General features: G+C 44.4%; 9 protein-coding genes. All 9 read right to left on the reverse strand.

Annotation, left to right across the window (positions count from 1 at the left end; translation table 11 throughout):
- Nucleotides 1–222: 222 nt before the first annotated feature.
- Nucleotides 223–1,443 (reverse strand): VWA domain-containing protein, encoded by a 1,221-nt coding sequence (locus MKX60_RS22640; protein WP_076298826.1) that lies wholly within the window; start codon nucleotides 1,441–1,443, stop codon nucleotides 223–225.
- A gap of 2 nt (nucleotides 1,444–1,445) precedes the next feature.
- Entirely contained in the window at nucleotides 1,446–3,785 is a 2,340-nt protein-coding gene (locus MKX60_RS22645; RefSeq protein ID WP_341061033.1) for a DUF5682 family protein, read from the reverse strand.
- Nucleotides 3,785–4,879, reverse strand: a complete 1,095-nt coding sequence (locus MKX60_RS22650) for an ATP-binding protein (RefSeq protein ID WP_341061034.1) — start codon at nucleotides 4,877–4,879, stop codon at nucleotides 3,785–3,787. Before MKX60_RS22650 ends, MKX60_RS22645 begins: the two co-directional genes overlap by 1 nt.
- A 6-nt stretch (nucleotides 4,880–4,885) precedes the next feature.
- Nucleotides 4,886–6,763: a HEAT repeat domain-containing protein gene (locus MKX60_RS22655; RefSeq protein WP_341061035.1), complete on the reverse strand. Its 1,878-nt coding sequence runs from the start codon at nucleotides 6,761–6,763 to the stop codon at nucleotides 4,886–4,888.
- 48 nt (nucleotides 6,764–6,811) lie between these two features.
- Nucleotides 6,812–8,251, reverse strand: coding sequence for an SWIM zinc finger family protein (locus MKX60_RS22660; protein WP_341061036.1), 1,440 nt, complete (start codon nucleotides 8,249–8,251; stop codon nucleotides 6,812–6,814).
- A 107-nt stretch (nucleotides 8,252–8,358) separates the two neighbouring features.
- Entirely contained in the window at nucleotides 8,359–9,453 is a 1,095-nt protein-coding gene (locus MKX60_RS22665; protein ID WP_042188971.1) for an NADH:flavin oxidoreductase, read from the reverse strand.
- 163 nt (nucleotides 9,454–9,616) lie between these two features.
- Nucleotides 9,617–10,462, reverse strand: coding sequence for a rhamnulose-1-phosphate aldolase (gene rhaD / locus MKX60_RS22670; protein ID WP_341061037.1), 846 nt, complete (start codon nucleotides 10,460–10,462; stop codon nucleotides 9,617–9,619).
- Nucleotides 10,463–10,511: 49 nt separating this feature from the next.
- Complete coding sequence (gene rhaA, locus MKX60_RS22675) at nucleotides 10,512–11,768, reverse strand: L-rhamnose isomerase (RefSeq protein ID WP_341061038.1); 1,257 nt, start codon at nucleotides 11,766–11,768, stop codon at nucleotides 10,512–10,514.
- Nucleotides 11,769–11,806: 38 nt separating this feature from the next.
- Complete coding sequence (rhaB, locus tag MKX60_RS22680; protein WP_341061039.1) at nucleotides 11,807–13,273, reverse strand: rhamnulokinase; 1,467 nt, start codon at nucleotides 13,271–13,273, stop codon at nucleotides 11,807–11,809.
- Nucleotides 13,274–13,282: the final 9 nt, after the last annotated feature.

Consider the following 13,282-nt stretch of genomic DNA (forward strand, 5'->3'; position numbering starts at 1 on the left):
CAGCGTGAGAGCAGAGCATACTCTAAATGAAAATTTTAATAGGTCAGGATAATTGCTTTTCTAAAGACTTTCATAAAAAAAATACCCTGCCGACGAGCGACAGGGCCAAATTATATTCTATAAAGGGGGGTATGATATTTATATACGCCACAAAAACTGTAATGAATCACAGTTCTTGTCTGAATATCGCTTTTAATGAAACTTGTAATAGCACGACTCTTGTTAAATCCCTTTTGTACCAAGTTTCTTTGCTAATTCAGTAAGATCCTGTCCTTTTAGTGCACCTTCTACTAACTGTGGCAGCAGTGCAGGTGTACACGCAAAACAGGGTGTTCCATCGCGAGTCAAAGATCTCGCCACATGCTCATCATAGAAAGGTTTGCCTTCATCAGATAAAGCCAGCAAGCACATCGTTCTAACTCCAGATTCCTTCAGATGACGCATACGACGGATTAAGCCTGCCTGGTTCCCACCTTCATAAAGATCCGAAATCACGATAAATAATGTCTTCTTCGGTTGATCAATAAACTGTTCGCAATAAGCAACAGACTTTTGTATATCTGTACCGCCACCTAACTGAATCCCGAATAACATGTCAACAGGATCGTTCGCACATTGCTCTGTCAGATCAACGACCTCTGTATCAAATACAACTACTCGGGTACTAAGCGATGGGATGCTTGCAAAAATAGAACCAACTACTGAAGCCCAAATAATTGATTCTGCCATAGAACCACTCTGATCGATATCCACAATGACTGTCCATTCCTTACTGCGTCTTGCCCGATCATAAAAGTAGAATCTCTCAGGGATAATCTGTTGTCGCTCTGCATCATAATGCTTCAGATTGCGTTTTATCGTCCGTGTCCAGTCTATACCACTAAGTGACGGTAATGGAGAATGCTCTCTGCGATTCAGTGCACCCGTCACCGCCCGACGCAGATCTTCCTCCATACGCTTTACAAGATCATCCACAACTGCCTTCACTAACAGGCGAGCCGTATCTTTTGTCTTCTCAGGAATTTTCCCTTTTAGCGAAAGTAGTGTACCTACTAGCTGTATATCAGGCTTCACTGTTGCCAGAACTTCCGGCTCAAACAATAATTGCTTCCAGCCCTTCCGCTCCATCGCATCATGTTGAATAACCGATACGATATCCTCTGGGAAGAAATTGCGAACATCTCCTAACCATTTTGCCAACCGGGGTGCAGATTTACCTGATCCCGCTCCTCTTTGTCCCGTAGCCGAAGAGTTAGCAGCACCACTATTTACGATATCGCTCGTCTCATCATAGATAGCAGCCAGTGCTTGGTCCATGATGAGTTCATCTTCAGACAGGTGAATACTTGCGTTTCCGCTAGAAACCGTCAATTGCGCTTCTGCAGACTGACCAAGAATAAGGCGCCACCGAGCTACAACACTTGAATCCACGGATGTACTCATCGTCATATATCTCCAAAGTCAAATTCATTCAAATCCTCAATCATCTTCGCTTCGGCCTCCTTCAGCTCACCCGTCAGAATCTCAGCAGCCTGCTCGGTGTTCACACCCCACAACTCCCCTAGAAGTTCGGCAATCATCGTCTTTTCTCTTCGTTCAAAGGTGCTGAAAGCACGCCGTAAAAATACTAATGCACGTACAAATTCTTCATCATCTAATGAATTAATATACTCATTCAATTGTTCCCACAGACTTAATCGAGACAACAGTACATATCGATTACGCATAGACATCCCTTCGAACCAGCCTGCTCCAAGTTCTGCGGGTATACCTGGCGACAGGCGCCTCGATACTTCTTCTGAACATTGCTGTGCAGTCATCGCATTACGCTCCAATAAAATGGAACACGCCACTCCAGATAAACGCGGATTGCAGTCATCCCTCTCTGACAAGTGTTTCAGCTCTTGTATCCACAACAGCTCATCTAATTCCTCACTATGCGCAATAGCTGCCTGATTCAGTATGTTCATAGCTTTAAGCATCTCACCTGAAGCCTCATCGTTACATTGGCTCGCATCCAGCAAGAACAGACAGGCTCGTCTGAACAGTTGTTCAAGCAAAGGAATGAGCGGCTTGGTATCGATCCGTCGAACATCGCCATATTGAATCAGAAGAGATAACTCATGAATGGAAGCAGCAATCTGCACCACATCTCGAGTATCAACAGCTAGACGCTGAAGCGTCTGCCGTCCCGCTTCCATCTGGTGTATCATTCCACACTCATAAGCCGTTCGAATAAGTGCTGACGCTTCCGCAATGGTACTGCTGCCATCTAATTTTTGTTGCAATACATAAGCTGAAGCAATCTCAATTGTTTCCCCAAGTAGCGTAGATTCAACGACCTGGATCTCAACTTCAGGAGACCACTTCATTACCCAATGCTCTGCCCACGTTGCGCCAGTCTGACCACTTGCTCTTATGTTCACTAGATCGATCCCAAGTAATCTGAGCCTATGAAAAAGAAAGGAACGATTTAAGTCTAAATAAGCTGCTTCCTCAGAAGACACTCTTCGGTTCTCTCGGAGATCTAGTTCAAGATCATTTGCCACTGGGGTTTTATATTTCTCAAGCTTCAAGCGCTTTAATTGCCGATTCAGATCATCTTGAATCGGCGTCTGACTAATCCCCTCTGCCAACTCACCAATAGCAGTACCGATATCTGTACGAGCAAGCGCTTCTGCGATCACACTTAGCTCTCCACGCCCCAGTAAAGTCAGCGCAGCATCTCTTAGATCTCTTAACGTCGGAGCACTTCCACCGTGAAGGGCAGCTAATGATTCAGCTAAGCGAACGGCTTCGATAATTTCCGCTGTGGAACGGTGTGTCCCTGTATTACGCAAGTATCTGGCTACGGTAGACAGATAATGATTCGGCAAGTCTTCAAGTGAGCCATTCATCATACGTTCCCACATCATTTGATAATAATGAGGAGCGAGGTTACCTGCTCCGTAGCCAGACAAAGAAGATAACTTATAGTACGTGTAGGGCATAAGTGTTAGCTTCGAATTTAGAGAAGGAAGAGCATCTATTTCCTCATCTGACATACCAGATGCCAGATCAGCAAGCGCCGCTGCATGGTATGCTCCACATACAACAACGATCTTATTTGGTTGATGGCCAGCAGCGATTGTATCCTGAACCTGACGACGCATATAAGCTTCACGTATAGTATTGTGTGCATATTCTATTACGTTGTTATGTCTCTCATTTTCTTCAGAAATCTGACGCATTTGGGATGAGAAGGAAATAATTGCTTCCTGATATGCACCCTTGTTAGTGTTGTGTTCGAAATTGCGCTCCCAATACATATCATAATCAAGCTCACCAGCCAGCTCAGCTACTCTATCATATAGAGATACTTCTTCAGGAGCCTTCTCACCTGTATTATTAACTTCAGATTCATCGCTCTGTTCAACAGAATCTCTACTTTTGGTTCGTATATCCTGTAACGCGATGACCACTGATGAAGGTAAATCTATAAAAGCTGTATAAGCCCCTTGCTGCTCCGCCCATCTCATCGCTTGATATTCGGGGGAATATAGCGCAAGCGGCCAAAGGGCTGTACGCACAGGAACTTCCTCCGTAAAAGCTAGAATGGCAATAGGAGGTTTGGTTGTCATGTTGATGACATGGCGAATCTCAGGTGTGGCATCCGATGGACCCTCAATTAACACAGCTGTGGGCTCTATTTCATGAAGGAAGCTCAATAGATGCTGCGCACCACCAGGAGACAAATGCCGCACCCCAAAAATATGCACGCCTGCTCCAGTAGTTACGCTCTCCACTAGTTCATCTCCTTACAAGCCGTATATAACCCCCGCCAATCTGCGCCACGTTTCTTCATAATATTGTCGAGATACTCTCTCCAGACAAGTTGATCCTTATCATCATCTTTCACAATGGCACCTTGCAGCCCTGCGGCCAGATCTTCGTCCGTCAGTTCTCCATTACCAAAGCTTGCGGCCAGCGCCATACTATTCGTTAAGAGCGAGATCGCTTCAGCTGTGGAAATCACACCTCCTGGAGACTTCACTTTCTCCTTCTTATCCAATGTCATCCCGCTACGTAACTCACGGAAGATGGTCACGACCTTATGTAAAGCTTCGTCTGCAGGGAGCGCCGCTTGCAAATCGTAGGAAGAGGCAATTTCACGAACCCGTTTCTTCACAATCTCAACTTCAGTATACAAATCTGCAGGGGCTGGAAGGACGATAATATTAAACCGTCTCTTCAAGGCAGTTGACATGTCATTTACACCACGGTCTCTCGTATTAGCTGTTGCAATGATCGAGAAGCCTTTGCGCGCACTCATCTCCTTACCTAGCTCAGGAACGGATATCGTCTTCTCCGATAAGATGGATATCAACGCATCCTGTACCTCAGATGCACAACGAGATATCTCCTCAAAACGTGCAATGCCCCCATCCTCCATCGCTCGCATAATGGGGCTTTTCACTAGCGCTTCCGCCGTAGGGCCTTGTGCAAGCAGCATTGCGTAGTTCCACGAATAGCGCACCTGCTCTTCACTCGTACCCGCAGTACCTTGTACGACAAGTCCTGATTGTCCATATATAGCAGCTGATAAATTCTCAGATAACCATGACTTTGCTGTACCCGGCTCACCGATTAATAGCAGTGCACGATCAGTTACCAGTGTGGCTATCGCCATCTCTATTAATCGTTTATTACCAATGTACTTAGGTGTAATCTCGGTACTCCCTGCTTTACCACCAACGATAAACTTCAGTACTGATTGGGGCGACATCTGCCATCCTGCTGGAACCTTACCAGTGTCCGCTTTACGAAGCGCTTCCAACTCATGCTCATACAGTCTTTCTGCTGGAAGCCTCATAATATCTTGTAATAGTTCTTGACTCATCGTTAGCTACACCTCTTCTTTTGGGTTTGATGGTCCTTGCATGAGACGAATGACATACTCAAGTTGTTCTTCTGCAACCTCACTAAATCGAGGTAGAACAGTTATTATTCGACTCGCAAAACTCGCTGGAAGCTGACATAGCTGTTCAAATGTATACGGTTCAATTAATCGACATTCTGTATTTCTATCATCTTCCAAAGCCACTAGGAGAGCTTCTTGCAAACGTTGTTTATTTATCCCTGTACGTGCTAAGCCCATCAAGAGAATATTGGAAAACCGATGGCGGAATTCAGGATTATCGGTCAATTTACGAAGCAAATACTGCATTGCTTCGGCATGTCCCGGCCTTGCAAAGGCACTTACCAGTTCGTATTGATCCAGCTCTATAAAAGCATCAAGCCACCGTGAATCCCATTGAACAGCCAGTACCTCGGGCGGCTGCATTTCGACCTTATACATATATTGAATCTGGTCTACAGGTGAATTCCAAACTGCATCATAAGTCCCATGATATCGTTGAACTACAACTTCAGATATGGTGCGTAGCAGTTGCTGCGCCATTGAAGAAGCATGGCTAGTTGAAGATGGCGCATAATGCTTTAGAACTTCAACATATTGTTCATACACACGCTCTGGTGACAAGTAGAGATACGCATCTTTAAAAACATCATTCACATATCTTCTATTGTTTCTATAGTAGACAAGATCACGCTCAAGTGTTTGCTGTAATATACGTCTCGCTTCGATAGAATCTATCTGTCTAAAATAGGAGTTTGCTTCCTCGATCAATGAATTCCACTTTAGCTGATTCATATATAATGGATACTGCTCGAGAACATTAAAATATAGTTTCTCTAGTTCAGGACTGCGTTTGTAAGATAAAACCCGAAGATACTGGACTACCTTATTCCATAATCCGTCTTTTTTCTTCGTATCGCCCATAATCTCTGAGACAGTTTGAAGCATATCTGATAACTCTACAACAAGTCGTTTTGTGAGCTCTTGGGCTTGACATTGTCTCAATGCAGGAACTACAAGTTCACTATCTTTTCCCGTAAACGCCTCATGCAGCCGATTCACCACATTTACCGAGTCGCTCTTAGCCAGCGCATTATAGGCAGCTTCGCGAATCTTTTTCTTCTTATCTGTACTCCAAGCCAGTAATTCGATTTCATATTGTCCCTGACCTGCGAGCAGAGAAATAGCCATGGCTCGAACATCTTCTGATCCTGAATCTGCAGCTTGATAGATCAGATCCTGAACGCTATCACCACCTAATACTGCGATCACGTACAGCTTTCTCGTCTCTACTATTCCTCCAGCAGGATCAAATTGATCGATAAGGATCGGAATAATCTGAGGCCCATAAGCTGGCAGGATCTGCTTCATCACAAGCTCGGCGATCTCAACATATGGATCTTGGAGGGCTGCTAACGCGGGATGAATCATTCGAAGATCTTGAAACAATCCTGTCTCAAAAGCTTCCTTGATAATCTCATATCGTCCTCCCCCACGAGTCTTTAATGCCGTCTGTACCGCTGACAGCTTACGATATGAGAACTGAGTAGGCAATCTCACCGGATGGACTTCCACCTCAAGCAGTTCACCATCAGGCGAAGTCGCCCCCTGTGTATATAGCACCGAGCTAAGCAGCACGCTGAGCTCCTGTAGGTTCTGAGCAGAGGAAGATCCCTCGGAATGATCTGGTTCAATGACCGCAACGATTCCCTCTCCTAACCTTTTGAATATGGGCGCACGTTCACCTAACTGTTGAAACTGTGGCAATAGCCGCTTTAAGCGGAAATCCTCAGCAGCGAGCTCACTTCCAGCTATATACAGCCGGTTTACTTCTTGATGAAGCTCTTGTAGTAAAGCTGTACTCATGGATATTCCTCCCAAAGTTTATGTGAATCTTATGTTTTCTTAATTTTTTTAATATAAGAGACGGATCATCTCCATCCCTTTGATAAGGGTTAACGGTTGTGCTTTCAATCGTCCTGTATCGAGTTGATGTTCAAACATAAGCAGCATCGTAGTATCCGATAATTCTTCGAGTGTAAAGTATTGTAACAGTGCAAGTGTATCCTGCTCGAGTGCTACTATTTGGTCTAACACCAAATGCTGGCCCGATTCGTCCATAATGACGAACTGATCTTGCTGAGATTTGCTAATCTTATTCACATGCAGCAGCAACACAGGATTCTTGTCCGCTAGCGGATTCTTCAACTGATTTTTTATCTGCTTGAAGCTGTCGGAATAAGAATGAACTGCCTTAGAAGCGATCCACTCTACATCCTGATTAGTCAGAGGCCGTGTTGACATATTCTCGAAACGAACTCTCCGGTTCCAGTCACCAGGATAACGATAGAAGGAAGGAATAAGTGCAACATCAGTGAAGCTATCTTCTTCATGAATATATTTAGCTGCTTTATAAGGACGATATTGGAGCGTACGATGTATATCACCTGTAGATTTTTCTATCCAGTAGCCGAGGTCTACATATTCCTGTCTAGCTTCATCATCATAGCTGAGGAATGAAAGCTGGATCAGCTCTACATCCGAGCTCATCAGACCGCATTCCTTAAGCTCCGTTAGCTGCCAAGCATGACCAAGCCATTCTTCAATCGTAGATTCATGATTCAAAGACATATCCGGATCTTCCAGCTTCATTGTTAGATGAGCGCGCCCTTTCTTAATGAACGCATGAATTCGGGTTAGCTGCTCTATTGCTAATGAATAAGTTTTCTCACGATTGTCAGAAGAAGAGAGCAATAAAGCTAATCGTCTTAATTCAATTTGTGCACCAGTTAAATAATAATTGCCCATCATCTTCACGTGCATCTGAATATCCTTTACACCTTTGGCGTCTATTGTTCCAAGTCCTGCACGTATAAGCGATTGGGTCAATTTCTCCAGTACAGCCAAGCCCTCCAGTTGAGCTCCAATCTTTTTCTTAAGTGCGGACTTGTTCACTTTCTTGGGCTTAACATTAGCCCCTTCCGCAGCAAGCTCAGATTTTCGTTCTTCACGCTTACTCATCTTCTCTCGTTTAACAGCAAGATCTTCAGGTATCGTTGCAGATACGAAAGTCTCCTTGCCTACATAGGCATATAGCAATCCGAGGACATGCTTGCAAGGAATCTGCCTACTTGGACAAGTACAACGCATCACCGGTTTGTCAGAAACAACAAAATCAGCAGAAGGATAATAGTTGCTGCTACCGCTACCACCACATTCACCAAACAGAACCACGCCGTCTTCCGACTGATTCAAATGTACGAATCGTCTCTTCTTAACTAGTCCTTGCCCGTTCTTAATTGCTGCACTGTTCGGTGCTAGAGTATCTATGAAGACTTCTGTGATATCTATCAACCCATATCCTCCTTACCTATTACGCTTTTTAATATCTATGATAATATTAGCCCTTAATGAAAAATATTCTAAAAACAGAGCTGTCCATAACCCGCTGTTCTTTCCCTTTAGTATAGAGTTTTTGTCGATTCAGCCGTGAATGGAATGATCTCGTCTATTGCTCCACTTTGAACTTTGGCAGGCCAAGCCGGATCGCTAATTAATGCTCTGCCAACAGCAACCAAATCAAATTCCTCACGGTCCATTCTTTCTAGTAATTCATTAATGTTATCTTCTGTCTTCTGAGCTGAGTCTTCTGCAAAAAAATCACTGTGAAGACCGATAGAACCCACCGTAATTGATGGTTTCCCCGTGATTTTCTTGGTCCACCCTGCGAGATTAAGCTCAGATCCCTCAAATTCAGGTTGGCTGAAGCGACGAGTGGAGCAGTGGAAAATATCAACGCCAGCATCGCTAAGTGGAGTAAGGAATCTTTCGAGCTCATCTGCATTTTTTGCCAGCTTCTCATCATAGGCACCCAATTTCCATTGAGAGAAGCGTAGCACGATCGGAAAATCTGGCCCAACCGCTTTACGGCACGCTTCAATAACCTCTACTGCAAATGTAGTTCTACCAACCAAATCGCCACCGTAACGATCGGTACGTTTGTTCGTTCCTTCCCAGAAGAACTGGTCTATCAGATAACCATGTGCACCATGAATCTCGATACCATCAAAACCCACTTTTTTCGCGTTCGCTGCTGCTTGAGCAAATGCTGAGACTAAGCTTTCAACTTCAGCTGTAGTAAGTGGCTCTGTCACAGGTTCTCCTGCTAAATTCAGACCAGAAGGGCCAATAGGAAGGGCTTCAACATTTGGACCTTCCCCTATAGTTCGCGCCATTCCCACATGCCATAATTGGGGTATGATCTTACCTCCAGCTGCGTGAACTTCTTCTACTACCTGCTTCCAGCCCTCTAAAGCTGCTTCTTCATGTATATTGGGAATATTGGCGTGGCTGACTGCCGAAGGATGATTAATAGCTGTACCCTCGGTAACGATCAATCCTACTCCACCTTCTGCCCGTCTACGGTAATATGCGGCAACATTACTTCCTGGTACACCATCCGGTGAGTATACACGAGTCATCGGCGCCATGACGATTCGGTTTGACAGCGAAAGATTTCCCACTTGAATAGGTGAAAATAATAGCTCTGTGTTCATACATATTACCTCCAATTGATTATTTGATTACTTTAAGTAAGGCTAATTATCTCCCCAGAAGATGGAAAATGCAAATTTTTAAGATCTTTATGTAGGGAAAATCATAGAAAACCGGACCCCGCAAAATCTGCGAACGCCCGGTTTTCATCCCATTACGAACTTCCTAAACCTTAAGAATACCAGCCTTTGGAGTTACTCCGAACGCCTTAGCTAAATCCCACAGTTGCTGATCTGTGATCTTTTGCTTAATTTCTCTTCCACCAATTAGGTTGTAGATCGTAGCAGCCTTTTCTACAGTTTCTACTAGACCAAAGGTGGCATCCATAGTGGAGCCAGTGCCGAATATCCCGTGCTGCGGCCAGATCACTAGGCGGTGATCCTTCATTTTCTTCGCGGTTTCGCGGCCAATTTCGCTGCTGCCAGGAACAATCCATGGAATGACACTAACACCATCTGGGAAAACAACAAGGCACTCTGTGCACATTTCCCAAAGCGTCTTCGTAAACTTCAATTCATCCAGATCATGCGTGAAGGTCATCGCGATAACATTCGTAGCATGTGTATGCAGTACGATACGGTGCGTAGGGTCCACCTTCAGTCGCTCAATATGGCTCATGAAATGGGAAGCCAATTCACTAGTAGGTACAGCGCCGTTCCGTAATCCCCATAACACTTCTACGCTTTCACCATTGGCACTAACACGAAGCACACCGAGATTGGCTTCCGGGTCTTTGATCACATTTCTAAAATACTTGCCAGAACCTGTCACGATGAAGTATTTGCCGGCTAATTCTTTTACAGGGAAGGTAAGTTTAATGGTGCGTAGTGGCTCTAGAACGTTAATATATTTAGCAACCTCATTCTCATCCAGCAGATAGCTGACATTACCGCCATTCAGCTCATCCCAGCCAAGCTCCCACATATGACGGGTAATCTCTGACATTTCCTGAATAAATGGAGCCTCACTACTGGCAATATACCCTTTGGATTCTAATACAGATGTACTCATTGTCAATCTCTCCTTTGTATATGTTGCTCTCCACATCCACTCTAACACTCTATCTTGCAGACAAAACTTCCTGCTCATAACGCTTTACTTCAGCCAGCCATTGCTCCCTAACGGGTGTATCTTGTGATGCACAATAGTAATCCCACACGGCTCCAAACGGATACGATTTGAATTCTTCCACCAACGCTAGTCGTGAAGTGTAATCACCTATCCGCTCGATTTGCTTCAATTCTTCCACCGGTTCGAGCATTGCGCGAAGTAACGCCTTAATGGTATTGCGTGTACCAATCACCCAAGCAGCGATATGATTAATACTGCCATCAAAGAAATCAAGTCCGATATTCGTTCGGGAGAGTAAATCCCCGCGTACCAATTCACGGGCGATTTCCAGCAGCTCGTCGTCCATAGTTACAACGTGGTCACTGTCCCAACGGACGGGTCTGCTTACATGCAGCAGCAGCTGCTCACTAAACATAAGAATCGAAGATAGCTTATTTGAGATCATCTCAGTAGGATGGAAATGTCCGGCATCCAAACAGATGGCTTTGCCGCGAGTTAAACCATAGCCCATATAGAACTCATGTGAACCAACCACATAACTCTCAGAACCGATTCCGAACAATTTACTTTCTACAGCATCAATATTATAGAGAGGATCTATTTCCACACTAAAAATCTCATCCAGTGACTCTTTTAACCGCACTCTTGGAGCTAAACGATCGACTGGTGTATCTTTATATCCGTCTGGTACCCAAAAGTTAGTCACGCACGGTTGACCCAGTTCTTTACCAAAATACTCGGCAATCGTCCGAGAAGCCTTACAATGCTTAATCCAGAAGTTACGAACTTCCTCGTCCGAGTGACTTAGCGTAAAACCGTCCGCAGCTTTAGGATGTGAGAAACAAGTAGGGTTAAAATCAAGTCCCAGCCTCTGCTCCTTCGCCCAGTCTACCCAAGATTGGAAATGGCGCGGCTCCAATTCATCTAAATCAACTTTTTCATCTGTATCCGCATAGATCGCATGTAAATTTACTTTGTGCTTGCCTGGTATGAGGGATAATGCCTTTTCTAAATCTTGGCGCAATTGATCTGGCGTGCCAGCTCGGCCGTGATAACTTCCTGTTACTGCTATTCCCCCGCTTAGTTCTTTATCTTTAAAAAGAAACCCTTGTACATCATCGCCCTGCCAGCAATGGATGGAAATCTTAATTTGCGCGAGCCGCTCCAGCACTTTCTCCACATCAATCCCATGGGCTGCGTATAATTTTTTGGCTTCATTATAGCTAGTGATAATACTCTGATCCATGCTGTAGTTCCTCCTAAAATCATATAGCGTAAGTTTAATTAGATTTGATGTTGTATTTTGGACAACTGAAGCTCTTTCCAGCGAATTAGAATGTCTTCAAGATGGGCGGTCGGGCGCGGTGTATACGCCTTTATCTCAAATGATTCGGCGATAATATCTCTTGCTTCATTAATATCAGTTATGCTTCCCGTGCTAATCATCTGCACCACTATATTACCAAGTGCTGTGGATTCCGTTGGGCCAGCCTTAACTTCTCTGCCTATAACATCAGCAGTCAGTTGGCATAACAGGCTGTTGTTAGCACCTCCACCCACAATTTGCAGAACCTCGATTCGGCTTTCTAATAGTTCTTCTAGTTCTTCCAAGTAAGTAAGGTACGATAATGCTAAGCTGTCAAAAATACAGCGAGCCAACTGACCTGGCATCTCAGGAACAGGCTGCCCGCTCTCTGTGCAGGCATTACGAATCTCTTCTATCATATTTGAAGGATTGAGAAATCTTGGATCATTACAGGAGATCAGGCTCCGGAAGCCTTCTTCTCCATCTGCAAGCTCTGCTAGTTCCGCAAAGCTATAACGATCGTCCATTAGCCTGCGAACCTCTTGGATGAGCCAAAGGCCCATAATATTTTTGAGGAATCTATAGGTTCCGTATGCACCCCATTCATTGGTGTAATTGGCCTTCATGGCCATCATAGAATTGAGTGGCTGAGTTCGTTCAACGCCGAGCAATGACCATGTTCCACTGCTGATATACGTGGAGTCTCTTTGAAGAGGAGCACCCAGCACTGCAGAAGCTGTATCATGTGTGGCTACACAGATCAGTTGGCAATCCGGAAGATCATATTCCTGAAATAGTGCTTCATCGAGGGGGCCAATAATTACTCCAGGTTCAGTCAATGTAGCGAATTGATCTCTTTTAATATTCAGAAAATCCAACAGGTCATTGTCGAAATCTCGACTCTCTAGATTCAATAGCTGAGTTGAAGATGCGTTAGTAACCTCATTGATCTTGCGACCCGTTAATCTGTAATACAGATAATCAGGCACGAGTAAGATTTGATCCGCTTTGGCTATTTCTTCTTCACTGTGAACATAAAGCTGATACAATGTATTAAATGATAACTGTTGAATACCAGTCTTTTCATATATAGTTTGAGGAGAAATATGCTTAGCTACCTCATCCATAGCCTTATCAGTTCTAGGATCACGATAAGCGTAAACCTCTTGAATACGGGTTCCCTCTGCATCCACAAGAACATAATCTACAGCCCATGTATCTATACCCAGCGTACACGCTGTAATGCCTTGCCCCTTGGCTTTCTGAAGCCCTATAATGATCTGATCGAATAAATAATCTATGTCCCAAAAACAAGAATCCTCTTGTGCTATAAAACGATTGCTAAACCGATGAAGCTCCTCTAAAATGAGGACGCCCTCTCGCAATATTCCGCGTACTAACCGCCCACTAGAGGCACCAATATCAACGGCGATATGATTATTCATAAAGAATCT

Origin of the sequence: Paenibacillus sp. FSL R5-0914 (genome assembly GCF_038004525.1) — a bacterium.
Taxonomy (GTDB): domain Bacteria; phylum Bacillota; class Bacilli; order Paenibacillales; family Paenibacillaceae; genus Paenibacillus_AQ.

Excerpts from the sequence above, each read along its gene's own strand:
- MKX60_RS22640 (WP_076298826.1), bottom strand. The coding sequence starts at position 1,443 with ATGAGTACATCCGTGGATTCAAGTGTTGTAGCTCGGTGGCGCCTTATT.
- MKX60_RS22650 (WP_341061034.1), bottom strand. The coding sequence starts at position 4,879 with ATGAGTCAAGAACTATTACAAGATATTATGAGGCTTCCAGCAGAAAGA.
- MKX60_RS22655 (WP_341061035.1), bottom strand. The coding sequence starts at position 6,763 with ATGAGTACAGCTTTACTACAAGAGCTTCATCAAGAAGTAAACCGGCTG.
- MKX60_RS22665 (WP_042188971.1), bottom strand. The coding sequence starts at position 9,453 with ATGAACACAGAGCTATTATTTTCACCTATTCAAGTGGGAAATCTTTCG.
- rhaD (WP_341061037.1), bottom strand. The coding sequence starts at position 10,462 with ATGAGTACATCTGTATTAGAATCCAAAGGGTATATTGCCAGTAGTGAG.
- rhaA (WP_341061038.1), bottom strand. The coding sequence starts at position 11,768 with ATGGATCAGAGTATTATCACTAGCTATAATGAAGCCAAAAAATTATAC.
- rhaB (WP_341061039.1), bottom strand. The coding sequence starts at position 13,273 with ATGAATAATCATATCGCCGTTGATATTGGTGCCTCTAGTGGGCGGTTA.